The organism is Fructobacillus cardui, assembly GCF_963580785.1.
Taxonomy (GTDB): Bacteria; Bacillota; Bacilli; order Lactobacillales; family Lactobacillaceae; genus Fructobacillus; species Fructobacillus cardui.
In genome coordinates this window covers 1-24,343 of sequence record NZ_CAUZLS010000003.1, presented here as the reverse complement: position 1 = coordinate 24,343, position 24,343 = coordinate 1, and the positions used below count along the sequence as shown (strand labels likewise).

Genomic DNA, 24,343 nt, shown 5'->3' with positions numbered 1-24,343 from the left:
TCGAAGAAAGGCCTAATCGTGTATAATAGGGACTAAGGAAATAAAAAAGGAAGACAGATATGCCCCTTAATTTTTTAAAGCCCACCTATACGGTTGAGTCCGTCTATAACTTATCGGTGGCGGAGTTAAAAGACCAAGGTGTAAAAGCCGTATTAACAGACTTAGATAATACGTTGCTGGCTTGGAATAACCCCGATGGGACACCAGAATTGCATGCTTGGTTAAAAGAAATTAAAGCAGCCGGGATTGAGGTTGTTGTGGTTTCAAATAACACCTGGGACCGAGTCGAGAAGGCTGTTTCTGGTTTGGATGTTGACTATGTTGCCTGGTCCTTGAAGCCGATGCCGCGTGGTATTTTGAAGGTACTCAAAAAGCAGGGCTTGCAAAAAGAAGACGTGTTGATGGTTGGCGATCAGATGTTAACTGATGTTTGGGCGGCTCACTTGGCTGGCGTTAAATCAGTTTTGGTCAAGCAATTGGTCGAATCAGACATGTGGCAAACATGGTTTAACCGGACACTTGAAAAGCTAGCTAAAAAACTGATTTATAGCCAAAAGCACCCGCTAATCTGGCACGCAACTTTCAAGGAAGCTGTTTCTGCTAGGGAAAATGATAAAAATTAATGACAGAAAAAGAATTTGAGCAAGAACAAGTGCAAACGATTGCAACCGATGAAGAGGTCCAGGAAGCTTTAGCTGAGGGATTATACTGCATTGGTTGTGGCGCTAAAATGCAAATTGATAATAAGGAAGAAGCGGGTTTTTTGCCGCTTTCTGCCTTAAAGAAACAACTGATGGCCGAAGAATTACTATGCCGACGTTGCTTCCGTTTGCGCCATTATAACGAAATTCAACCCGTTGAACTAACGGATGATGATTTTGCGAACTTGCTTCATCAGGTTTCTAAGACGAAGTCTTTGATTGTCTACGTTTTGGATTTGTTTGATTTTTCAGGCTCAACCATCCCTGGCTTACCACGCTTTGTTGGCCAAGAGAATCCGATTTTGGTCCTTGCCAACAAGGTTGATCTTTTGCCTAAGTCCTTAAAGGAACATAAGTTAAAGAATTGGGTCCAAGGACAGTTAAAGGAACAGGGCATTAACCCTGTTGGAATTGAACTTGTTTCTGCTGCCCATCCAAAAAATTTGGATCAAATTTTAGATAAAATTGATACACTGCGCGATGGTCGTGACGTTTACGTCGTTGGAACAACCAATGTTGGTAAATCAACCTTAATTAACCAAATTATTAAGTCAAAAACAGGCGTTCAAGAGTTAATCACGACTTCACGCTTCCCAGGAACGACCTTGGATCAAATTGCGATTCCATTGGACGATGGTCAATCTTTGATTGACACACCTGGGATTATTAAAAAGGACCAGTACGCCCATTGGGTGACTGATAAAGACCTTAAGTACGTTTTGCCAAAGGCTGAGATTAAAGCCCGGACTTATCAATTAAATCCGGATCAAACACTTTTCTTTGGGGCTCTAGCACGCTTTGATTTGGTAATTGGTCCTGCAGATGGAGCAAAAGCGGCTGTCACGGCCTACTTTGAAAATAATCTGATGATTCATCGCACGAAGCGTCAGGGTGCAGATGATTTCTATGCGAAGCACAAAGGCCAATTATTGACACCAGCACCAGCTGATGAAAATGTTGACTTCGCTAAATTCGAATTTAAAATTAACGAAAAGATGGACTTGGTCTATGCTGGTTTGGGCTTTATTACCTTGCCAGCTGGAATTCACGTCCAGGCCTATGCTCCTAAGGGAGTCGGGGTCTTCTTACGAAAGGCAATGATTTAATGCAAAATTTAACTGGAAAACAAAAACGCTACCTGCGGTCACAAGCGAACGGGTTAACACCGATCTTCTCTGTTGGGAAAGCCGGAGCTAACCAGGAATGGTTGGCGGAGGTCAAAAAGGCGTTGGCTAAGCGTGAGTTGATTAAGGTCAACTTGCAACAAGGAAGTGACTGGTCAGCCAAGGACTTGGCTGCCTTTATTGAAGAAGAATCAACGGTGACGGTTGCTCAGGTAATTGGAAAAACCTTGGTCTTGTATGAACCAGCAACGGATGCAAAATATGTGAAGTATTCAGTTGAAGTGGAAAAGATTCGCTAGACAGAGAGCTTTTCCACTAAATTTTGTGAAGAGGGGGAACAGATGACAGCTTTTGAAGAAGAGTTGTATGCAGTTGAAAAAAAGGTTTCGGCCCAGCTTTCAGATGGCCGGTTCCAACATTGCTTACGCGTTTCAGATTATGCCCGTAAGTTGGCTCAAAAAAATGGTGTTGATGAAAACCAAGCGGCATTGGCCGGTTTGGTCCACGACTATGCCAAGGAACGGCCAGCTGAGGACTTTTTAGTAGCAATTGACCGTTTTCACTTGGATCCTAATTTGAAAAACTGGAGCCGAGCTATTTGGCATGGTGTTGTTGGGGCAGAAATGATTCAAGATGAGTTGGGGATTGATGACCCAGCCATCCTAGATGCTGTTCGGTTGCACACAACTGGAGACGGTGTGGAGATGCCGACTTTAGCGAAGATTGTTTTCATGGCCGATTACTTGGAAACTGGTCGTGATTTTCCAGGCGTCAAAGAGGCCCGAGAAATCACGAATAAGTCCTTGGACCGGGGTGTTTTCTATCAGTTACAGCACACCCTCTCGTTTTTGGCCGAGAATGGTAACGTGATCTATCCCAAGACCTTCACCAGTTATAATGACTGGGCTCGTCATTTTGCAGAATAAGAAGGAGTTTACATGACAACCATCAATTCAAAGGATTTGTTGCAAACAGTTGTTTCCGCCATTGATAGTAAGCACGGTGATCGCATCACCGCCTTAGATATGCAAAAGGTATCCTTACTGGCCGACTATTTTGTGATTGCATCGGCGGGTTCTAGCCGCCAGGTGCAAGCGATTGTCCGTGAAGTCAAGGAAGAAGTTCAAAAGGCCGGGGGACAGGTACTCAATATTGAGGGCTACGACCGTGCCGAATGGGTTTCATTAGACCTCGGTGATATTATCGTCCATGTTTTTGATGAAGAGTCTCGTGATTTCTACCATCTGGACCGCCTTTGGTTCGATGCTGAAAATGTCGACTTAACGAATTACCTCGCAGAAGAAGTATATTAATCAATCAGTAAGATATCTGGCTGGGGGTTGGTCTTTGATGGACTGGCCACCAGCCAATGTTGTTTAAGTGAGAAAAAGATGACTGACGAAAATAATGCACCATACCAAACCTTTGCTAGCCTCTATGACAATCTCTTCGATGGTGATTTGTATGTGGACTGGCAGCACTATGTAGAAGACCATCTACCCGCTAGTAAAATTCTTGATTTGGGTGGTGGCGCTGGTCGACTAGCTGTTTTATTGGCGAAAAAAGGATTTACGGTTGATCTCTTAGATATGGCACCCGCCATGCTCTCCTTGGCGCAAAAGCATGCCGAAGAGGCGAATGTTGACCTACGTTTATTGGAGGCCGATATTCGCGACTTTTCAGATTGGGAAGAAAAGTATCCAGCCATTGTTTCCTTTGCGGATACCTTTAACTACCTACCTGGGAAAGCGGATTTTCAAGCGGGCCTTAAGCAGGTTTACGATCACTTGGAGCCCGGTGGGACTTTCTTATTTGATGTGATTACGCCCTACCAAGTCAACGTTTTGTATGACAATTACTGCTATAATAATGATGATGATCCGGACCAAATCTTTATGTGGACTAGTTTTCCCGGTGAAGAAAAGAATTCCGTTGATCATGATTTAAAGTTCTTTTTGTACAATGAGGATATCGATGCCTTTAACCTAGTGCGCGAAGTTCATCACGAACAGACCTATGACATGGCTTACTACCAAAAGGCCTTGCGCAAGGCTGGCTTTGACCAAGTGGAAATCAGCGCTGATTTTGGTCGCAAAACAGCTGATAACCAGGATGATCGTTGGTTCTTTGTGGCTCATAAAGGAGGAGTATCATGAAAGCGGTCGGTATTATTGCAGAATATAACCCCTTCCATAATGGCCACGCTTACCATATTCAAAAGGCCAAAGAGCTAACGAATGCTGATTTAGCAGTAGTGGTGATGTCTGGCAACTTTGTCCAGCGTGGTGAACCGGCCATTTTGGATAAGTGGGAGCGGACCAAACTGGCTTTGGCTGCTGGTGCTGATTTGGTGGTTGAATTACCGATCTTTTATGCGGTGCAACCTGGCCACTTGTTTGCAGCTGGCGCCATTCAAATTTTGCAAGCGCTGGGTGTTAAAGACCTGGTTTTTGGTTCGGAACACCCGGAAGTTGACTTTCTGGATTTGGCCAAGCAAGCCTTGGCTATTGAAAGCGAAGGGCAGTTTACTGACCGGACTCAGACCTATGCTTCGGCCTACGCTCAACAGCTAGAAGAGCAGACCGGCTTTAAAATGGAAGACCCAAACGATATTTTGGCATTTTCCTATGCCAAAGCCGTGGTTGCGAGTGGTCAGGAAATGAAATTGTACCCAATTGGCCGTTTGGAAGCGGGTTACCATGATCAGACCTTTGAGGAGGGGCAGACGATTGCTTCGGCCTCTTCAATTCGACTTGCTCTTCACAAGGGAAAGTTTGAAAAAATCAGGCCAGTCGTTTCGGACCAAGCCTTCGAGGCCCTGTCAACAAAGCCAACCGCTTTAGCGTTTGAAAAGCCCTTCTTTGAGTTGCTTCGCTACCGCCTGTTGACTGATACGGTCGGGCAGTTGGGACAGGTGTACCAAATGGCCGAAGGTTTGGAACACCGACTGGCGGGTGTTGCCTCAGCTGTTGAAGGACCACAGTCTTACCAGTCCTTTATTAAATCAGTGAAGACTAAGCGCTATACCTTTGCTCGAATTCAACGAACGTTGTTGTACACACTTTTGAATATTAAGGTCGATCAAATGCAGGCCGCCATGGCGGATTCTTATATTCGTCTACTCGGCTTTAATGACTTGGGCCAGGCCTATTTGAGTGAAGTCAAGCGGACAGCAACGCTGCCAATTATTTCGCGAGTGGACATGTCACTGGCGAAAGCTAATTTACGACTCGATTATAAAGCCGGTCAAATCTGGCAAGTATTAGCTGGTCAAACTCATGCTAAGCAGGGGCAAGACGTCGGTCGTAAGCCAATTTATCAGAGTCAGGAGTGAAATCATGAAGTACGCCAAGCAACAATTAGCAAAGTTTCAACAAAGCCCATTAGTAATTGATGAAAAATTAGACCTACAATATTTGATTGATGAGCGTTTTTCTGATTTAATTATTAAGGCGCCATTCGTGCAGGTTAAGGGGACCATTAAAACATTGGCAAACGAAGACATCGTTTTGTCTGCCAGTGTTCATGCTGATTTAATCCTGCCATCATCAAGGTCACTTGCACCGGTTGATTGGTCAACTGCTGTTGATATCCATGAAACCTATGTGGCTGATGAAGAACGCTTACAACGTTTTGATGAGGATGAGGCAGTTTTTGTTTTAGAAGAAAGCAGCCTAGACTTGGATTCGGTTATCTTAGATAATTTGGTAGCCGCTTTGCCAAGTCAAATTTTGACCACAGAAGAGGCCGCAGGGGCAGATCTGCCAACTGGTCAGGACTGGCAAGTTATCTCAGAAGAGGACTTTGCCAGACAAGAACAAGAAAAGAAAGAAGAAGCAACAGATGAGAAACAGGCTCTCGATCCCCGCCTGTCGAAACTGGATGATTTCTTTAAAAAATGAGAAAATTTTGACGTTTATGGTAGAATAAGATTAGAACTTATTCATTTTTGTTCGATGGCACTTGAGCTATTGAGCATCCAGGGACGTCGTGAGGGAAAATATGAGTCGGATTTTAATTGTAGAAGATGAAGAAAACTTGGCGAAGTTCGTCAGTTTAGAGTTAAAGCATGAAGGTTATGACGTGGAAACGGTCTTAAACGGCCGCGAGGGCTTGGACAAGGCCTTAAACGAGGACTTCGACCTAATTTTGCTTGATTTGATGTTGCCAGAATTAAATGGTTTTGAAGTCGCTCGTCGCTTGCGTGAAGTGAAGAAGACGCCGATTATCATGATGACGGCCCGTGACTCTGTGATTGACCGAGTTTCAGGTTTGGATTATGGTGCTGATGACTATGTTGTCAAGCCGTTTGCCATTGAAGAATTGTTGGCCCGCGTGCGGTCACTTTTGCGTCGAATCGATATTGAACAAAACCCAGCAGATAAGTCACCTTCGATTATTCGCTTTAAGAACTTGCAACTGGAAAAAGAAAACCGGATTGCACGCCGTGATGATCAAGTGATTAACTTGACGAAGCGTGAATACGATTTGTTGTTGCTATTGGTTGAAAATATTAATGTCGTGCAGTCACGCGAAAAGTTACTTAAAGAAGTTTGGGGCTTTGACACACAAATCGAAACCAACGTTGTTGATGTTTATATCCGTTACTTGCGTAATAAGTTGGATGATCCAGAATCAAAGACTTCTTATATCCAAACTGTTCGTGGAACGGGTTATGTAATGCGGAGCTAAGATGAAAGCAAGCAAGCAGAAAACAAAAGATGTCTCACCGACCCTTTCAATCCAGACGTTATTGACGCTGGCCTTGTCGGTGGGCTTTTTACTATTGTTAGCCGTGATTTTATTTTGTTTGGACCTGATTTTAGGCCCAAATATTCATGGTGAAACGATTGAGAAGCTGAGCCATTGGTGGGCTTTTCTAGTCATTGTCGCCGTGATTTGGACGATTTGCTTGTCTTGGATTTTGGCTCAATTTTTGGTGCGCCCAGTTAAAAAGTTACAAGAAACGATGCTGGCCTTTGAAGAGGACCCTGTGACAGATGACCGAGTCAAGCCGGTTGCCTACAATAAGGAACTCAATGACTTGGGGCAGGTGCAAAACGAGACGATGGATAAGGTCCAGGGTCTTATCCACGCTCAGCAAGATTTTGTCTCAGATGTTTCGCATGAATTGCGGACGCCAGTGGCTATCGTTAAGGGACATTTGGAGCTTTTGGAACGCTGGGGGAAGGATGATCCAGAGGTCTTAGAAGATTCCATTCACTCTTCGTTGTCTGAAATATCTCGGATGGAAACCTTGGTCAACGAAATGCTGATGTTGACTCGAGCAGAAAACTTAACGGTCAGCAGTCAACCTGAAAAGACTGAGGTGGCGCCCGTTTTGGAACGGGTTTACCACGACTTGCAGATGGTCCATCCTGATTTTTCGTGGACATTGGACAATGCTTTGGGAGCTCCGGCTGAAGTGGCAGTGCGTTCAGATCATTTGGAGCAACTCCTCATTATTTTGATCGATAATGCTCTGAAGTACTCAACCGACCGGAAGGAAATTCACCTGGCTTTGGCGGAATCCGGTTCTTGGGTTGATATTGGCGTTCAAGACTTCGGTCAAGGAATTGCCGCTGAGGACTTGGATCGCGTTTTTGATCGTTTTTACCGTGTCGATAAGGCGCGGGTGCACCAAACTGGTGGGAATGGTTTAGGCTTGAGTATCGTGAAAAAGATGGTCGCCGCCTATGGTGGCCAGGTTCAGGTTGAATCAGCGCTTGGTTCCGGTTCGGTTTTCCGGTTGCGCTTCCCGCTGGTTAAAGAAACAGATAACCATCAAAAAGACTGATTGGCTGATTTGCTATTAACTTCCAATTTTGGGAGTTCTGGCGTATCGACGAACTAGTCTTTTTATTTGCTTTCAGAAAAGACAGTTTTTCGCGAACATTCTTGTTATAATGTTTAAGACTAATTAAATTATTAAAAGAGGAATTTTTTCATGAAATCAGCAAAGCGGACATTCACGATTTTGTTTGTCCTGTTAGATATCTACTTAATGACCGGTGGTTACGGCGTTCATGGCCGAATGTATCGGTTTGTTTCGACACCAATTGCCCATATTTTGACGGAGATTGCCAAATGGGTTGGCGGTGTCAACGCCATTGGTTGGGCCATTATTATCTTAACGGCGATTATTCGTTTAATCCTGTTGCCAATTTTTGTTAACCAACAAATTAACACGACAAAGTCATCATTAAAGATGCAAAAGTTGCGACCAGAATTGGAAAAGGTTCAAGCGGCTGTGAAGGGTGCCAAGACGGCAGAAGAGCAGCAGGCGGCTTCAATGGCTTCAATGTCCTTGTACCGTGAGAATGGTGTTTCGATGACCGGCGGGATTTCCTGGTTGACGATGGCCATTCAATTGCCAATCTTCTCTGGTTTGTACCTGGCTATCCAACACGCCGATGGCTTGAAGACGGCTACCTTCTTTGGTTTACCTTTGTCAAAGCCTGAAATCTTGCTGTCGCTGGTCGTCTTTGTGATTTATGCGGCTCAAGCATACTTGTCATTGATCCACATGCCAGCTGAACAAAAGAAAACAGCCGGACAGATGCTGTGGATTTCACCAGTAATGATTGCTGGGATTACCCTGATTTCATCTGGGGCCTTGGGTCTTTACTTTATTGTTGGTGGAATTACTGTTGTTTTGCAAGCATTCATCGTGCATTTGATGTATGCTAAGTTAGAGGATGACGTGGATAAGAACTTTGTTCTTAAAAAGGGTGCCGATGATTTGTTGAGCCAACCAGCTTCCGCTGCCTTTGGGACAAATCAGAATCGTGTTCGCCCCGAAGATTTGCGCCCTCGAGATGTAACAGATGATGACAAGAGCCAACAATCTGGCCCACGAAATGCCGGCAAGCAACAACGCCGGAACGAGAAATAATTAATAAAGGACATATAATGGAACGAATTTTATCCAAACAAAATGCCAAAGTGAAAGCTTGGGCCAAGTTAGCCACAAAAAAGGGACGGCTTGAGCAAAAGACTTACTTGCTTGATGGCTGGCACCTAGTGCAGGAAGCCATCAAAGCGGGGGCAAAGTTCCACGCTATCATGGCAACAGAAGAGCAGATGGCAGAACACTTGCCAGATGTTCCCCATGGTGTGCCCGCCTTTGAAATTTCAAAGGAAGTTGCTGCCCATATTGCAGGGTCAAAGACGCCACAGGGAATCTTTGCCGAAGTAACCTTACCTGAAAAGACTTTTGATCCTACCTATGTCCATGATGGGCTTTGGCTCTTCTTAGATGCCATCCAAGATCCAGGAAACGTTGGGACCTTAATCCGAACAGCGGATGCTGCTGGCTTTAAGGGAGTTGTTTTGGGTGAAGGAACTGCTGATGCCTATGCACCGAAGGTTGTTCGTGCTATGCAAGGTTCACACTTCCATTTGGAAGTTTTGCAGGGGGACCTAAACGATTGGATTGCTGCTTTTGAAGACAACAACTTGCCCGTTTACGGTTCCGAATTGAATCAGGAAGCCAAGCCATACCAAGAAATTCAAGGGTTGTCGGCGGGTGCTTTGATTGTTGGAAATGAAGGTCAGGGCATTAACCCTGAATTCGCCAAGAAGACAACGGCTAACCTCTACATTCCAATTTTGGGTCAAGCAGAATCATTGAACGTAGCCGTGGCTGGCGGAATCTTGATGTTCCGGCTGAGCCTTGGAAATTAAGGCAAGTTCTGCTATACTAAGAAATATGAAATAGCGAGTGGAGGCGGTCATTGTGACGAATATTCTCACCATCCTTTTGCTGGTTGTCGGTTTTCTGTTAGTCGTGACAGTCATGATGCAGCCAAGCAAACAACAGGATGCTTTGTCAGCTTTGTCTGGTGGAGCAGCCGATTTATTTACCGAGCGAAAGTCACGCGGTTTTGAAGCCGTGTTGCGTCGGGCAACAACCATTTTGGGAGCCATCTGGTTCATTATTGCCTTGGCCTTGATGTATATTGCCGCTCATTAATTGAAAGGTCAGTTTACTTTTTTGTAGACTGATTTTTTATTTACCATTTTTAGGAGAACATTAAGAAAATAATGGAATTAAAGCAATTAAAAGAACAAATCGCGGGCTTTTTGAAGGCCAATTCAACTCAGGCCTTTACGGCACAAAACTTGGCTGACGGTCTGCGCATGAATGATGCAGCCGGTTACAGACAGGTAGTTGGGGTCTTGGACCAAATGGTCGTTTCTAAGACGGCTAAGCAGGTGGGCGATGCCTATCAATACCAAGCAGTAAGCGGTGAAATTGAGGGTGAATTTAAGGCCAATGATAAGGGCTTTGGCTTTGTCCGCTATGATGAAAACTTACCCGACTACTTTATCGCCCCTGACAATACTGGGCAGGCAATGCAAGGCGATACTGTTCGCGTTTCGATGGTGAAACCGGCACAGTCTGATGACCGTGGTCCTGAAGGCCACGTTGAAGAAATTATTGACCATGCCTACCAACGCCTTGTTGGCATTTATACGGCAGGTTCACAACAAGAGGGTGCCCTGGGTCAAATTCGTTTAAACGATAAGAAGGCGGGTTCTTATCAGGTTTTGGTGCAAAAAGCTAAGGATGGCTTAGAATTGCACGATGGCCAGGTAGTGGTGGCAGAAGTCGACCGCTTTGCTGACCGTGTTCATCCTAAGCAACTTTTGGTTTCCGTGACCCAGGTTTTGGGTTATGAAAACGAACCTGGCATGGATATCATGCAAATTGTTGAAAATAAGAAGGTACCGAACCATTTTCCTGATGAGGTCATGGCTGAGGCCGATGCGATTCCAAATGAAGTGTTGGAAGAAGATTATCAAGGCCGTCAGGATATTACTGACCAACCATTGGTAACGATTGATGGTGCCGACACCAAGGATATTGACGATGCTGTCGTAGTCTGGAAAAAGGATAACGGTAACTACCACCTTGGTGTCCATATTGCAGATGTTTCTCACTATGTGCGTCCTGGTTCAGCCATTGATAAGGAAGCTTACAACCGGGGAACGTCTGTCTATTTGACAGACCGTGTGATTCCAATGTTGCCGCAAAAATTGTCAAATGGGATTGCTTCTTTGAACCCAGATGTCAATCGTTTGGCTATGTCCGTGGAAATGGAAATTAACCGCGAAGGCCAGGTTGTGAAGCATGAAATTAAGCAATCAGTCATTCGTTCTCATGCACGAATGACCTATACGGCCGTGAACGAAATCTTGGCTGGGGATGATAAGACCCGAGAAGAGTATAGCGGTTTGACTGACATGTTTGATCAAATGGGTGAGTTACATCAAATTTTGTATCAAAAGCGTGTTCGCCGTGGTGCCATTGAATTCGATACGCCAGAAGCCTCAATTGTTGTTGATGAAAACGGGAAGGCAATTGACGTGGTTGTCCGCGAACGAGGAACAGCTGAACGAATGATTGAATCATTCATGTTGGCGGCCAATGAAACGGTGGCTGAACATTATGACCGTCTGAAGGTACCATTCCTTTATCGAATTCACGAAGTGCCTGATGAAGAACGTGCACAGTCCTTCTTCGAATTTAGTAAGGCTTTGGGACATCCTGTTAAAGGCGATCCGGCTAAGGTCACGCCAATGATGTTGCAAACCTTGATGGACCAAGTGAAAGATGATCCAGCAGAGCAAATGATTTCAACGATGATGCTGCGAGCAATGAAGCAGGCTAAGTATTCACCGGAACCACTGGGCCACTTTGGTCTTGGTGCTGATTACTATACGCACTACACGTCACCAATTCGTCGTTACCCTGATTTGACTGTTCACCGATTGATTAAGTGGTATGCCAAGAATGGAACGGGTGCTGAAGCGCAAGAAAAGTATGCTTCTTCATTGGGACAAATCGGGATTGATACGTCAACCCGTGAACGTCGGGCCATCGATACGGAACGATTAGTCGATTCGATGAAAAAGGCCGAGTATATGGAAGATAAGGTTGGCATGGAATTTGATGGTGTCGTCAATGCTGCCCTCAAGTTTGGCCTCTTTGTTTCCCTGGAAAACACGGTCGAAGGTTTGGTTCATATCTCGAACCTAACGGACGACCACTATGAGTACGATGAAAAGCATGCCGCTTTAATTGGTCGGTCAAAGCACCATATTTTCCAAATCGGGCAAAAGGTCAAAATCAAGGTCATTCGTGCCAATAAGGAAGAATCAACCGTTGACTTTGTGCTCTTGAATCCTGAGGAAGCACCCACAACCGATATTCGGGTACCACAACAAAATCAGGGTAAGTTTGGCCGTGACCGCAATGGTCGTGGTAACCGTCGTGGTGGTCAGAATAAGGGGGCTGGTCATGGGAACGGCTCTAACCAGAAGTCGAACGGTCATGGTTCAAATAACCGTTCCGATAACCGTCATCATGGCGGACAGAACGGTCAGAAGTCAGTTGGTAGCCAACAACGCAACCATGGTGCTAATCGTAGTGTTAGTGGTCATAACTCGAGTCGCTCACCCAAACCAGGCCAACAAAAGAATGGCTCAAGTAACGGTAGACACCAATTTAAGGTTAACCATCGAAAGTAAGCAGTTTTAAAACTTGCAGAAGGGAAGCCGGATGGACAAAAAGAAAAGCAAAGACGATCCAGCCCTGGCGCAGAACCGCAAGGCTCGCTTTAACTATGCGATTGAAGAAACCCTGGAGGCCGGAGTTGTTTTGACCGGAACCGAGATTAAATCAGTTCGAGCCGGTCAAATTACGATTGGGGATGGTTTTGTGACTATCAACAATGGTCAAGCAATCCTCACCAATGTTCATATTGCGGCCTATGAAAATGGTAATCAATTTAACGTTGATCCTTTACGCAACCGGGTGCTACTTTTGCACAAAAAACAAATTGCCCGATTGACCGGGTTGGCGAAGGAACCTGGGGTAACCATTGTGCCGTTGAAGGTTTATCTGAAGCGTGGTTTTGCCAAGGTTTTAATTGGTGTTGGTCGTGGAAAAAAGCAATATGACAAGCGCCAATCAATTAAAAAGCGCGACCAGGAACGAGATTTAAATCGTCGTTTTAAAAATTAAGCATAACAGGTCTGTTCTTGTGGCATTTAAGAACAGACCTGTTTTCATTAATTGTGCCTTTGTTTTGATTTTATCGAAGATTTTTAAAATATTTTATTTAAAAAACAAGAAAAAGACATTCTCTTTTCTAATTGACCCAAAGACTATTTTTGTCTATACTAGAATTGTGAATTGAAAAAATTCACTGCTGAAAGGAAGAAAATACGATGGGTATGATTATTATTTCAGCATTCTTTGCTTTGATAATCGGCTTGGCTGGTGGCTACTTTGTAAAACAAATCTTAGACAAGATGCGTTTCAATAGCGCCAAGCAGGTTGCAGCAAACATTTTAAAACAAGCAAATGATGAAGCCAAAAGTATCAAACGGGATGCAGAAGTTGACGCAAAGGACTTGGTCCAAAAGTACCGTCATGAAGTGATTGAATCACTGTCAGGTCGGGAAAAAAAGGTCGAGGCCCAAGAAAGTCGTCTGCAGGATCGGACAGATACTTTGGATCAAAAAGACGCAACTTTGAACCAGCGAGATGCTTCGCTGATTCAAAAAGAGAACCAGGTACAAAGCCAGTTAGCAGAAGCCACAAAAAAGGCTGATGCTGCACAGGCTACTTTGACTGCACAGGAAGAGAAGTTGCAGGAAATTGCGGCATTGACTCGAGAACAGGCCAAGGAGCAAATCTTAGCCGAAACGAGTGCTCAGTTGGATCGTGAACGAGCAGCTTTGATTCAAGAGTATGAAATTAATGCTAAAAGCGAAGGCGAAAAGCGGGCAAGGAACGTGGTAGTGGAAGCTATCCAGCGTTCGGCTGCTGACACCGTTTCAGATGTCACGGTTTCCGTTGTGAACTTACCTGGTGAGGAGATGAAGGGTCGGATTATTGGTCGTGAAGGCCGCAACATTCGGACGCTTGAGGCATTGACTGGGATTGATTTGATTATCGATGATACGCCAGAGTCGGTTGTCTTGTCAGGGTTTGACCCCCTGCGTCGCCAAATTGCTAAAAACGCCTTAGAGGCTCTGATTTCTGACGGGCGCATTAACCCAGCTAAGATTGAAGAAGCTGTTGAAAAGGCGCGTCGCCAAATGGATGAAAATATTCGCCAAAAGGGTGAGGAAGCTGTCTTTGAACTAGGACTGCGTGGCCTACACCCAGACTTAATTAAGTTAATTGGTCGAATGAATTATCGGACATCATACGGACAAAACGTCTTGCAACACTCAATTGAAGTGGCGAAGATTACCGGTTTGATGGCTGCCGAATTTAAAATGGATGTTGCACAAGCAAAGCGTGCTGGTCTCTTACATGATATTGGTAAGGCTGTTGATGCGGAAGTGGAAGGTTCTCACGTAGAACTAGGCGTTCGCTTAGCTGAGAAATATCAGGAAAAGCCAGTGGTTGTGAATGCCATTGCCGCCCACCACGGCGATACGGAGGCAATTTCACCACTAGCGGACTTGGTCGCAGCTGCGGATGCAATTTCTGCTGCTCGTCCAGGTGCTCGATCAGAATCGCTTGAAAACTACGTGAAGCGTCTGACCGACCTTGAAAATATTGCGGATGGTTATCAGGGTGTTAAATCAGCCTATGCTATTCAAGCTGGTCGCGAAGTTCGCGTGATTGTTGAGCCTTCAAAGGTGACCGACATTCAAGCAACGGTTTTGGCCCATGATATTAAGGCCGAAGTCGAGGAACAACTCGAATATCCTGGTCACGTGAAGGTGACAGTTGTTCGAGAAACGAGAGCAGTTGATTACGCTCGTTAATGAAAAGCCCTTTGGGGCTTTTTTATTTGAGGGACTAAATTAAGGTCTGAGCCTGCAATAATGTTTCAAGTCTGCTACAATAAGAGCAAATCACCTGTCCTTTATTGCAACGAGAGGAGAATCTCACTTTATGACTATTGGAGAACTTTCAATTTTAATTTTTGCCTTAGCATTTTTGCTTTTGGTTGTTTTTATCGGTATTTTTTTGTTGCGATTAACCCGATCGGTCAGCATCTTGACAACTGATATCGATACCATCGCCCGCTCTTCTAACGAGGTCTTGGCGAACACAAACATGTTGTTGGATGATGTCAACGATAAGATGGCGACGCTAGACGTTACTGTTCAGGCTGCTGCTGATTTATCGCAGACAGTTTCCGATTTGAATGGTTCGGTTCGCAAGGCATCAAATAACTTAGCAGGGATGGGGACAATCTCAAAGGCTGGTGCTACGTTAGCATTGTCGAAGGTTTTCGGTCTCTTTTCTAAAAAAAATAAAAAGTAACGGAGGAATTGCTATGTCAAAAGCAACGAATGGCATTTTTGCTGGTTTCTTGTTTGGTCTTGGTGTCACTGCGGCCTACAAGTTGATGCACGAAGAACAAAAAGATGAACTCAAAGAAAAGGTTCAGGCCAAGGCCGACCAAGCGAAGCAGGCTGCTAGTCGCGTTCAAGACAATTTGGCGCCCTATGTTTCGAAAGCCAAGGAGACCTTGGCTGCTAAGAAAGTAGAATTGGCGAACCAAGTGGTTGATCAAGAAGATCAGGACCGCAATGATATTGAAATTAGTGAACATGACTTGTCCTTAAACGATGACAAGTAAAGAAAACCACTAGGCAGGTGATTCTGCTTAGTGGTTTTCTTATCAATAAAATTTGGTTTGGAATAGAGCCGCTTTGGGGGAGTGTTTTGGTTTAAGAGCCCGAGGGTTCCTAGAACCCTTTAACGCTCACTAGCATTAACTCACCCACGGGCTAATTTTTCAGCCTTTTTGGTGTTGGCGAAGTGGACCTTGGCAAAGTGGTTCAAGTCTTTTCCCTCTTTGATAAGGCGGCTAGCAACGCGGTCTGCTTCCTTACCAGCACCGATTGGTAGGTGAATACCGGCTTCCTGGCTCAGTTCGGCCATTGAAATCAGTTCGACGTAGCGGGCGAGAATAGAAGCCGCGGCGACGGCTAGGTGGTAACGCTCACCCTTGGTGGTGAAGTAGACCTGATTTTCAACGATTGGCTGCTGGTGGTTCTTTTTTAGATAGCGAAAATAAGAATTGGGCGTGACGAATTGGTCAATTAAGAAGCCATCCGGTTTTGTCGGGCTGATTTTTCCGAGGACGGTTGCTAAAACAAAGTTGTGCGAAAGGGCCTTCATGGCCACAACGTTTTGTCCGCTTTGTTGCAATTGGTTGTACTTATCCGGCATGAGGTTGACAACGTGGTGGGGGAGGCGTTCGATGATCTGAGGCGCCATGGCCTTAATTTTTTCGTCAGTTAGTGTCTTCGAATCGGCGATACCAAGGCTTTTGACCCAAGCACTTTGTTCCTGTGGCACATAAACAGCCGCCGTTGTTAGTGGACCAAAGTAGGCACCGGCGCCAACTTCATCCGAACCGATGACGCTCCAATTTTGAAAGCCAGCAGGAAGATTTTGGCCAGGTTGATTCTGCTGGGGTCGTACCTTGACTCTTTTTTCACCCTTTTTACTGAGGTCTAATTGCTGATCAGCCCATCGGTTTGACTCTAGATTGGCATTTTTGCCTTGGAAGAGCACTTTGCCGGAATGGTAAGCTGTGATGGTCGTCTCATTTGTTTGGGCCTGGAAGAGTGCGCCAGCCGGTGCTGATTCTTTCATGTGACCTGCATAGTAGTCCTGACATTTCTTAATGGTTGCCTTTGACAAGGATAGTACGCTTTGCATTGAAGCCCGCTTTCTTCTTGATAAATGGGGTTGTAACCACTTAATTATAGCAGTTTTAATGGTATAATTGACGGTATTAAGTATGTGAATTGAGCGCATTTGGTTGGGGAGAGCCAGATAAAATCGCGCCGAAATAGGAGCTTGAAAATGATTCTTTCACTGATTTTTGCTGTTGTAATTTTCCTCATGGCCTTGTCCGGATACCGGGAAGGCTTGGTCCACGTCTTGGCCCGTTTAGCGATTTTTTGTTTGGTCTTTTATATGGCCACGGTTTACTCCAAGCCCCTCGCTGATCTCTTCTCTAACTGGGTTTCGGGCCAGTTCTCCCGTCCAGGTGTGCCAGACGAGGTTTCTCGTCAAGGAACCCAGTTCTTATCATCGGGTCTGGCCTTTATGGTCGTGATGGCCTTGGGTTCTTTTGTTGGCCACTATTTATTGCGCCCCATTCGCTTTATCCGCCGTTTGCCAATTTTAGGAGCACTCGACGGCTTACTGGGTGGTATCTTGTATTTTGGAATTGGAGTTGTTTTAAGCTTTTTCATTTTGCAGGTCTTATCGGTTGTCCCCAATGCCTGGCTGCAAATGCAGTTTAGCCAAAGCCCAATTTTAAATCAGTTTTTGAACACCACGCCGGTTCTTTCGAACCAAATTTATCAGTGGTGGCTTTAAGTAATAAGGAACAAATAGAATGAATAAAAAAGTCTTACAGACATTAGAATATGAAAAGGTCAAAGACCAACTGTATCCCTTTATTCAGACCGAACAGGGACAAGTCCTAGTTGATCACTTACAACCGTCTTCTGATTTTGATCAAGTGTCTGCTTGGTTGCAGGAAACCAACGAGGCCGTGTTGATTGATCGATTAAAGGGTGGCATGTTGTTGCCGGCCTTGGTGGACATTAAAGATCAGGTTCGTCGATTGGAAATTCAGGCAAGCCTCAATGGGGCGGAAATTGTCAGTTTGGCCCAAGTGTTAACTGCTACCGCCGCAATTGCTCATTTTTTTGAAAATATTCAGGATGATTTGGCGGGGTCAGTGGACCGTCTGGCTGCTAAGGCGGCTGACTTAGTGCTCTTGCCCGAATTGACGGTTCAGGTCAATAAGGCCATCGATGAGACGGGGCAAGTATTGGATAACGCCTCTTCGGCATTGGCAAGCCTTAGGCGGCGAATGACGGGGCATGAGAATGCTATCCGACAGAAGCTGCAGGGGTATACGCGGGGAAAATCAGCCCAGTACCTCTCGGAGCCGATTGTCACAAAGCGGTCTGACCGCTATGTGTTGCCGGTGAAGGCCGAATACCGGCACCAAATTCCGGGAGTCGTCCATGACCAAAGCCAAAGTGGTCAGACCTACTACATTGAACCGCAGGTGGTGGTTGAATTAGCCAACGAATGGTCAGAATTAAATGTTTTGGCCCGAGCTGAGGAAAATCGGATTTTAGCTGAGCTCTCTGCTGAACTGGCCCTTCATAGTGAAGACCTGGTCACCAATGCGCTGATTTTGGGCCAATTGGATTTTGCCAACGCCAAGGCACGGTTAGCTAAAAGTCAAAATGCTCAGGCACCAGCCTTGTCAACCGATCAGTCGGTTGTCTTAAACCAGGCCTGGCACCCGTTGATTGGTGAAAAGAAGGCCGTTAAAAACGATATTAGTCTTGGTGTTGATTACCAAACGCTGATTATTACAGGACCAAACACTGGTGGAAAAACCATTACGATCAAGACGTTGGGACTTTTGCAGCTTTTGGCTCAGTCGGGACTCTTTATTACGACCGGTCGGCCATCGACGGTAGCGGTCTTTGACAAGATTTTTGCTGATATTGGGGATGAACAGTCGATTGAGCAGAACTTATCCACGTTCTCCTCGCATATGGCCAACATCAAGCAGATTTTGCAGCAGACAAATGACCAATCTCTGGTCATCTTTGATGAATTGGGAGCCGGAACGGATCCACAAGAGGGGGCCGCATTGGCCATGGCGATTTTAGATCGAACCCGCTCTTTGCAGGCTAAAACCATTGCCACGACCCACTATCCAGAATTGAAGCTTTATGGTTATGACCGTCCAGAAACGGAAAACGCCTCCATGGTCTTTGATGTGGAAACGCTCAAGCCCACTTACCAGCTCTTAATTGGTGTACCAGGACAGTCAAATGCCCTGGCCATCGCCAAGCGCTTAGGCTTTGATGATGAGTTGTTGGCGGATGCCCAGTCATTGGTGAACCCTGAGGATCAAAACTTGAATAAGATGATTCAGGACTTGGTTGACCAGCGCCAATTGGCCAAGAGCGAGCGAGCTGATTTGGCAAAAAAGACTGCTCAGGTTCAAAGTGAACAATCGCTTCTGGAAAAAAAGACGTTAAAGCTGGAGCAAAATCAGGCTAAGGTCATGATGGATGCCAAAAAGGAAGCCAACCACTTGGTTGCAAAGACCAAAAAGGAGGCGGACCAGTTAATTGCGGCTATCCGCAAGGAACGCTTGGCCGGTGGCCAAAAGGCTGGCTTGTCCGAGCAGGAATTGCAAAAGCAAAAGCAGGCCATCTCTTCCTTGCATCAAAGTGATCACTTGGAGAAAAATAAAATTCTTCAAAAAGCCAAGAAGGCCAAAGTGCTTGCTCCTGGGGATGACGTGGTGGTTCAATCCTATAACCAGCAGGGAACTCTGGTGAAAAAGCATAAGAACGGTCAGTGGGAAGTCCAATTGGGCATCTTAAAGATGCTGGTTGACGAAGATGACCTGACGAAGACTGAAGCAACTGCCAAGGCTCAAAAGGAAAAGCAGAGGCAACACCGACAAAAGGTTGCTAAGACGGCCCATAGCGGTTCAGCAACCGGCCGCGTGCAGGCCAAGCTTGACTTACGTGGCGTTCGCTACGAGGCAGCCATTACTGATTTGGACCGGTACTTGGATACGGTAGTTTTGGCCAACCTCTCTTCCGTGGAGATTATTCACGGAAAGGGAACCGGTGCATTACGTAAGGGTGTCACTGATTTTCTGCGGTCCGACCGCCGGGTCAAGGACTTCCATTTTGCTTCCGCCAATGCTGGCGGGGATGGCGCCACGATCGTGACCTTGCGCTAAAGCTTGAATTTGGCCAGGACTGAAAAATCAGCCTTGCAGCAGCCCAATAATCCCGTCTTTATTTATAAAAAGCATGCTTAGTCCTGATGTTAGTAACGTATTTAATCCGCCACCAATTACTTGAAACAACGAGAAGGGAAGACAACATGTCTGATAAGTACCCAGCCGGAGAATTTTTATCCGCACTATTTTTATACGCTCGCGATTTTAACTATAATCACTTGGTCTTTGAAGCCAACCGCTTTAAAGTGTCCGTGAACTTAGTTCGTCGCTCCAATACCTACGGGAATGCGGAGCTCTTTTATGCTTCTGCCGATCCTAAGAGCTTTGCACCGGTCATGTCAGCCATTAACCAGGCCATTGAAGTGGCAGAACTTGAAGGTGACTTGCAGGCCAAGGTCCAAACACCAAACTTAGAGCGTAAGGAACAGATTTTTCAATTTAAGTTGCGTGAGTTTGGTCACGGACGTTACCAACTCGATTTATCAATTTAAGGTAGGAGGCCCATTGTGAAACAAGGAAAGTCAGCACAAATTAAAGCATTTAAACACCAAAATACAAAGCACAAGTTTCGTGAAAATAAGAAGTTAGCACCATTTGATTACAATGAATTTGCTGGTTTCTTGCGAGCACGGTTCTTTTTAACTAAGAATACTGCCTACCAGCCAGCAGTCTTTGAAGCGGCTTCATTTTTCTTGGATGACTTGATTGCCACCATGGTGCAGCAAAATTTCTCTGCCTTTACGAGTGATGAACGGGTGATTGTCAACTTAAACGAGGCGATGCAAGCCACTTTGGTTCAATCAACAGACCGTGACTGGCGCTACTTTGTCTTACTGACGCCGGTTTTGTATGATATTCAAGCCTTCTTGGCCAAGGAAGGGCAGGTTTCACCACGTTATGGCGTACAAACGACTAAGTTTGATCCAAATTTCTGGAAAATGATTATGCGAACGGTCATGGCGGTAAATTACTTCCGTTTCCAGGGCCAGGATGTTGCCAAGTTGATGAGTGAGTCATCAGCAATCGATGACTTGCAATTTAAATTCTTAAAGCAAAACGGTGACGCCGATGACTTCGACTTGGAAACGATTCAAGAAGTCTTTCGTGGCTTAACGGTTACCTTACCTGATTTAAAAAATGCCGATGCAAAGCCTTTGACACCTGCTTTAACGGCAGAGCAACAGGAAGAAGAAATCGCCTTTGGAAAACGGATGGTGGAAACCTTCCAAAAGACATCGACGGCCGGAGTGGTGTCGGACCAGGAAATGGCTCTTTTGCAGGCCTTACATCAGGGCTTGGCAGAAAAGTTGCAGGCTGACCATCACCAATGGACGGCTAGCTTGATTGCTACTTTTGTCAAAGAGAATCTCTTTGACTATTGGCAGCCTGTTTTTTATTCATTGGATGGCTTAGGGGGCGAAATTACCCGCTATTTGCAATTCTTAGCTAATAAGAAGGCCGTGACGGACTTTAAGAAGATGGAAGCTGGTTTAACTGACGTCGACCATTATCTGGATGTTGCTGCCTTAAACAAGCTCTTAGGACAGCTAACGGTTGATGACGTTGAAGAACTAGTTAAAGAAAAGTAAAGATAAAAATGCCTGCTGGTCTTCAATGAAAACCAACAGGCATTTTTAGCAGAATTATGAAAATGAGATGTGGCGCAAGAGGTCCGGCATCAATTGATGAATTTGCTTCGTCTTTTGATCCTGAATCAACAATGCGCCAGCTGGCGTCTGAGATAAGACGCCATGGAAGTCCTGGATTTGTTCTTGATCAAAACCATAGTTCATTTGGACGTCCACTGGTTCTTGGAGATTAATGGCCAACTCTAAGCGGGTAATGAGTTCCTGGCTATTTTGTTGTTGCTTCAATGGAACGACAGCAAAGTGTTCGCGTAAGCGGGCAAAAACATGCTTGCCTTGCTTAATGATTAGATTGTAATAAGTCCGGCTATCAAGATTGACTTGCATGAGACCGCCTCCTCTTTCACTGTTGCCTTTAGTATACGAACAAATGTTTGGTATTGCAAGTGCTTTTCTTGGTTAAATTTTTATTAAGAACTAATTTAAGGCTGATTTAAAGGCGTTTAAGGCTTTGTTCCCCTCAGGCGAACAGACTTTCTAAAATGTCTCAGGGAAGGTTAGAATTAGGTTGACAAATCAGTGGTCACTTGAGCCCGTCATTGAATAATGAGAAAAATTCTGGTAAAATACAAACATTAAAGTAGATTTTGATGTTAAAGAGGAAGAGCATGACACAACGTGGTTTGTTAATCGTCCTTTCAGGCCCATCTGGTGTCGGAAAAGGAACAGTTCGTAAGGCAATCTTTGAAGATGACGGTGTTGATTTCCGTTACTCCATTTCAGCAACAACTCGTAAGCCACGAGTTGGTGAAGTGGACGGCCAGGATTACTTCTTTGTTTCCCGTGAGGAATTTGAAGAAAAGATTCAGGCAGGTGACATGTTGGAATATGCCGAGTACGTCGGTAATTACTACGGAACGCCACGTTCTTTCATTGATGAAACTTTAGCTTCCGGTAAGGATGTATTCTTGGAAATTGATGTCCAAGGGGCCTTGCAAGTGAAGACAAAAATGCCAGAAGGGGTTTATATTTTCTTGACCCCACCTGACATTAAAAATCTCCGTACCCGTTTAGAGGGCCGGGGAACTGATTCGCCTGAAGTCATCAATCAACGTGTTGAAGCCGCTAAGGACGAATTGAAGAAAATGATCAATTATAATTATGCCGTCGAGAATGATATCGTCGAGTTAGCCGTTGACCGAATTAAGGCAATTATTACTGCTGAACGTTTGAAGGTTAGCCGCGTATTTGATCAAATTGCGGACTAAAGGAGTAGCACATGTTATTGTATCCATCAGTAGATAAGTTGTTAGAGCGAGTTGATTCACGGTATAAGTTGATTGCCTTAGCTTCAAAGCGCGCCCGTGAATTGGATGCCGGGATGCCAGCAACAAAGGTTAAGTTTGATTCCAACAAATCAGTTGGGCAAGCTCTAGAAGAAATTGAAGCAGGGGATGTTGTCATTAACCCTGTTGTTCAGGATGAAGGAGAATAAGATGGCTGATTTTCCACAGTTAGATTTGGCGGTAAAAGAAGCACAAGCCACTTTGCAAACCAACTATGGTGATATTGACCTGATTTTCTTTGAAGAACAAGCACCTAAGGCGGTCGAAAACTTTTTGACGCACGCCAAGGAAGGTTACTACGATGGCGTTATATTCCATCGAGTGATTCCTGATTTTATGATTCAAGGGGGAGACCCTGAAGGATCTGGTCGCGGTGGTGAAAGTATTTGGGGCAAGCCTTTTGAAGACGAGTTCTCAGATGACTTGTTTAACCTTCGCGGTGCTCTGTCAATGGCGAATGCTGGACCAAAGACGAACGGGTCACAATTCTTTATTGTTCAAGCGAGTCATTTTCCTAAGCAAATGAAGGCAGCCCTCAAGGGATTGCCAGAAGAAATTCAGACTGCCTACCAAGAAAATGGGGGAACCCCATGGTTGGATGGCAAGCATACTGTCTTTGGTCAAGTTGTTTCTGGGATGGATGTTGTCGATAAGATTGCTAAGGCAAAAGCAGACTACGCTGACCGCCCAATCGATGATATTGTCATTGAAAAAGTCGTCCTTCACTAAAAGTGTTGGGCGCTTTTTGCTATAATGAGGACAGTAGGAGAAAAAAATGCCTTATAAAATTGGACAGCTGGTGACAGGAACAGTTACTGGTATTCAGCCCTATGGTGGCTTTATTAAATTAGACGAGCAAACGCAAGGTTTGGTTCATATTTCGGAGTTCAAATCAGGGATTGTTAAGGACTTGAACGGCGAATTGAAAGTCGGTGACCAGGTACAGGTGATTGTATTGGATATTGATCAGTACACTGGTAAGATTTCCCTCTCTCTTCGTCAGGTGGGCATCATGCCACTCAAGGACACACCGATTATTAAAAACAACAGCGTGAAACGACATTTCTGGACGAACTATCATTTGGACTACGGTTTTGAACCAATTGCGTTAGCCTTGCCAGGTTGGATTGAGGAAGCAAAAAAAAGAATTAGCTGAGGAGTACTATATGACAATGGTAGCAGCGACGGTTATTGCATATGACCACGATATTCCCTATTTTTTAGTCCATCAAAAGGATTCAGGTGATCATTTTTGGGCGGTCAAGGTTCACCATCATGAAGAAAAGACCTCTTTGGGAACGATTTTGTCCGCATTTCAAAAGATTGGTGTGACTAATTTTGACGATTGGCGCTTGGGTGAATTGGCCACAGCAGTCGAAGGTGAAGGTCATGCTGAGTCATTATATTCCTTTCATGTCACTGATTATCAGGCATTACAGAAGCAGTTACCGAAGGAATTGGTCTTTAAGAGTGCTGATGATATCCGTGAATTGTTGACAACAATTCAGCCATCAACATTCACATCCTTTGATGCTAGTTAAATATTAATTGATGATTTAATAATCAATAGCAATAATGTTCGTGTTTTATCCGTTAATAAAAGGGCGAGAAAAGTATCTTTCGCCCTTTTAGAATCTCTTTAAAAAACATGGAAAAACTATTGACGAGTAGGAGGGTAGGCGCTATACTAGTTATTGTTCGTTACGAAGCAAACGTGCTTCTAGCGAGTCGCTGGTTATCTTAGATGACCGGCAGTTGATAAAAGCTTTTCAGAAAGTTGTTGACATC

General features: G+C 44.9%; 29 protein-coding genes. 27 read left to right on the top strand and 2 right to left on the bottom strand.

Annotated features, from left to right (window positions below):
• The first annotated feature begins 59 nt into the window (after window positions 1-59).
• The 18 genes from AABI20_RS03435 (at window position 60) to AABI20_RS03350 (ending at window position 15,444) form a co-directional block, all read left to right on the top strand.
• Window positions 60-623, top strand: a complete 564-nt coding sequence (locus tag AABI20_RS03435) for a YqeG family HAD IIIA-type phosphatase (protein WP_047974299.1) — start codon at window positions 60-62, stop codon at window positions 621-623.
• A 29-nt stretch (window positions 624-652) separates the two neighbouring features.
• Window positions 653-1,807 (top strand): ribosome biogenesis GTPase YqeH, encoded by a 1,155-nt coding sequence (yqeH, locus tag AABI20_RS03430; protein WP_338345955.1) that lies wholly within the window; start codon window positions 653-655, stop codon window positions 1,805-1,807.
• Complete coding sequence (gene yhbY, locus AABI20_RS03425) at window positions 1,807-2,124, top strand: ribosome assembly RNA-binding protein YhbY (protein ID WP_047974300.1); 318 nt, start codon at window positions 1,807-1,809, stop codon at window positions 2,122-2,124. Before yqeH ends, yhbY begins: the two co-directional genes overlap by 1 nt.
• Before the next feature lie 42 nt (window positions 2,125-2,166).
• The gene (yqeK, locus tag AABI20_RS03420; protein WP_288846742.1) at window positions 2,167-2,751 is read left to right on the top strand and encodes a bis(5'-nucleosyl)-tetraphosphatase (symmetrical) YqeK; all 585 of its coding nucleotides are present in this window, start codon (window positions 2,167-2,169) and stop codon (window positions 2,749-2,751) included.
• A 12-nt stretch (window positions 2,752-2,763) separates the two neighbouring features.
• Entirely contained in the window at window positions 2,764-3,138 is a 375-nt protein-coding gene (gene rsfS / locus AABI20_RS03415) for a ribosome silencing factor (RefSeq protein ID WP_047974302.1), read from the top strand.
• Window positions 3,139-3,216: 78 nt separating this feature from the next.
• Complete coding sequence (locus AABI20_RS03410; RefSeq protein WP_047974303.1) at window positions 3,217-3,981, top strand: class I SAM-dependent methyltransferase; 765 nt, start codon at window positions 3,217-3,219, stop codon at window positions 3,979-3,981.
• The gene (locus AABI20_RS03405) at window positions 3,978-5,159 is read left to right on the top strand and encodes a nucleotidyltransferase (protein ID WP_338345933.1); all 1,182 of its coding nucleotides are present in this window, start codon (window positions 3,978-3,980) and stop codon (window positions 5,157-5,159) included. Before AABI20_RS03410 ends, AABI20_RS03405 begins: the two co-directional genes overlap by 4 nt.
• 4 nt (window positions 5,160-5,163) lie before the next feature.
• Window positions 5,164-5,727 (top strand): YceD family protein, encoded by a 564-nt coding sequence (locus AABI20_RS03400; RefSeq protein WP_047974305.1) that lies wholly within the window; start codon window positions 5,164-5,166, stop codon window positions 5,725-5,727.
• Window positions 5,728-5,827: 100 nt separating this feature from the next.
• The gene (locus AABI20_RS03395) at window positions 5,828-6,517 is read left to right on the top strand and encodes a response regulator transcription factor (protein WP_047974306.1); all 690 of its coding nucleotides are present in this window, start codon (window positions 5,828-5,830) and stop codon (window positions 6,515-6,517) included.
• 1 nt (window position 6,518) lies between these two features.
• Window positions 6,519-7,622 carry a sensor histidine kinase gene (locus AABI20_RS03390; RefSeq protein ID WP_047974307.1) on the top strand — a complete coding sequence of 368 codons (1,104 nt, stop codon included), beginning with the start codon at window positions 6,519-6,521 and terminating at the stop codon, window positions 7,620-7,622.
• Between the two features lie 150 nt (window positions 7,623-7,772).
• Window positions 7,773-8,720, top strand: a complete 948-nt coding sequence (yidC, locus tag AABI20_RS03385) for a membrane protein insertase YidC (RefSeq protein ID WP_288846747.1) — start codon at window positions 7,773-7,775, stop codon at window positions 8,718-8,720.
• 17 nt (window positions 8,721-8,737) lie between these two features.
• A complete protein-coding gene (locus AABI20_RS03380) occupies window positions 8,738-9,511 on the top strand; it encodes a TrmH family RNA methyltransferase (RefSeq protein WP_338346776.1) in 774 nt (257 codons plus the stop codon).
• A gap of 52 nt (window positions 9,512-9,563) precedes the next feature.
• A complete protein-coding gene (secG, locus tag AABI20_RS03375; RefSeq protein ID WP_047974310.1) occupies window positions 9,564-9,800 on the top strand; it encodes a preprotein translocase subunit SecG in 237 nt (78 codons plus the stop codon).
• Window positions 9,801-9,871: 71 nt separating this feature from the next.
• Window positions 9,872-12,361: a ribonuclease R gene (gene rnr, locus AABI20_RS03370; protein WP_338346775.1), complete on the top strand. Its 2,490-nt coding sequence runs from the start codon at window positions 9,872-9,874 to the stop codon at window positions 12,359-12,361.
• Window positions 12,362-12,392: 31 nt separating this feature from the next.
• Complete coding sequence (gene smpB / locus AABI20_RS03365; protein WP_047974312.1) at window positions 12,393-12,857, top strand: SsrA-binding protein SmpB; 465 nt, start codon at window positions 12,393-12,395, stop codon at window positions 12,855-12,857.
• Between the two features lie 206 nt (window positions 12,858-13,063).
• Entirely contained in the window at window positions 13,064-14,620 is a 1,557-nt protein-coding gene (gene rny / locus AABI20_RS03360; RefSeq protein ID WP_338346774.1) for a ribonuclease Y, read from the top strand.
• A gap of 130 nt (window positions 14,621-14,750) precedes the next feature.
• Complete coding sequence (locus tag AABI20_RS03355; RefSeq protein WP_047974314.1) at window positions 14,751-15,125, top strand: DUF948 domain-containing protein; 375 nt, start codon at window positions 14,751-14,753, stop codon at window positions 15,123-15,125.
• 13 nt (window positions 15,126-15,138) lie between these two features.
• Window positions 15,139-15,444: a hypothetical protein gene (locus AABI20_RS03350; protein WP_047974315.1), complete on the top strand. Its 306-nt coding sequence runs from the start codon at window positions 15,139-15,141 to the stop codon at window positions 15,442-15,444.
• A gap of 140 nt (window positions 15,445-15,584) precedes the next feature.
• Here AABI20_RS03350 and rnhC read toward each other — a convergent pair whose 3' ends face one another.
• Window positions 15,585-16,535: a ribonuclease HIII gene (gene rnhC / locus AABI20_RS03345; RefSeq protein WP_338345940.1), complete on the bottom strand. Its 951-nt coding sequence runs from the start codon at window positions 16,533-16,535 to the stop codon at window positions 15,585-15,587.
• A gap of 147 nt (window positions 16,536-16,682) precedes the next feature.
• On the opposite strand from rnhC, the gene AABI20_RS03340 reads away from it, so the two are divergent.
• From AABI20_RS03340 to AABI20_RS03325, 4 genes are all read left to right on the top strand, one after another.
• A complete protein-coding gene (locus tag AABI20_RS03340; protein WP_047974317.1) occupies window positions 16,683-17,204 on the top strand; it encodes a CvpA family protein in 522 nt (173 codons plus the stop codon).
• A gap of 19 nt (window positions 17,205-17,223) precedes the next feature.
• Window positions 17,224-19,620: an endonuclease MutS2 gene (locus tag AABI20_RS03335; protein ID WP_288846760.1), complete on the top strand. Its 2,397-nt coding sequence runs from the start codon at window positions 17,224-17,226 to the stop codon at window positions 19,618-19,620.
• A 146-nt stretch (window positions 19,621-19,766) separates the two neighbouring features.
• Window positions 19,767-20,114, top strand: coding sequence for a hypothetical protein (locus tag AABI20_RS03330; RefSeq protein ID WP_047974319.1), 348 nt, complete (start codon window positions 19,767-19,769; stop codon window positions 20,112-20,114).
• Window positions 20,115-20,129: 15 nt separating this feature from the next.
• On the top strand, window positions 20,130-21,212 hold the full coding sequence (locus tag AABI20_RS03325; RefSeq protein WP_338346772.1) for a metaphase chromosome protein 1: 1,083 nt from the start codon (window positions 20,130-20,132) through the stop codon (window positions 21,210-21,212).
• Between the two features lie 54 nt (window positions 21,213-21,266).
• Here AABI20_RS03325 and AABI20_RS03320 read toward each other — a convergent pair whose 3' ends face one another.
• Window positions 21,267-21,596 (bottom strand): hypothetical protein, encoded by a 330-nt coding sequence (locus AABI20_RS03320; protein WP_047974321.1) that lies wholly within the window; start codon window positions 21,594-21,596, stop codon window positions 21,267-21,269.
• Window positions 21,597-21,877: 281 nt separating this feature from the next.
• Here AABI20_RS03320 and gmk point away from each other — a divergent pair, with 281 nt between their 5' ends.
• The 5 genes from gmk to AABI20_RS03295 are packed head-to-tail and all read left to right on the top strand — an operon-like array spanning window position 21,878 to window position 24,096.
• Window positions 21,878-22,477, top strand: a complete 600-nt coding sequence (gene gmk / locus AABI20_RS03315) for a guanylate kinase (protein ID WP_047974322.1) — start codon at window positions 21,878-21,880, stop codon at window positions 22,475-22,477.
• An 11-nt stretch (window positions 22,478-22,488) separates the two neighbouring features.
• On the top strand, window positions 22,489-22,704 hold the full coding sequence (rpoZ, locus tag AABI20_RS03310) for a DNA-directed RNA polymerase subunit omega (protein ID WP_047974323.1): 216 nt from the start codon (window positions 22,489-22,491) through the stop codon (window positions 22,702-22,704).
• 1 nt (window position 22,705) lies between these two features.
• Entirely contained in the window at window positions 22,706-23,284 is a 579-nt protein-coding gene (locus tag AABI20_RS03305) for a peptidylprolyl isomerase (protein WP_047974324.1), read from the top strand.
• Window positions 23,285-23,330: 46 nt separating this feature from the next.
• On the top strand, window positions 23,331-23,711 hold the full coding sequence (locus tag AABI20_RS03300; RefSeq protein WP_047974325.1) for a CvfD/Ygs/GSP13 family RNA-binding post-transcriptional regulator: 381 nt from the start codon (window positions 23,331-23,333) through the stop codon (window positions 23,709-23,711).
• 10 nt (window positions 23,712-23,721) lie between these two features.
• Window positions 23,722-24,096, top strand: coding sequence for a hypothetical protein (locus AABI20_RS03295; protein WP_047974326.1), 375 nt, complete (start codon window positions 23,722-23,724; stop codon window positions 24,094-24,096).
• Window positions 24,097-24,343: the final 247 nt, after the last annotated feature.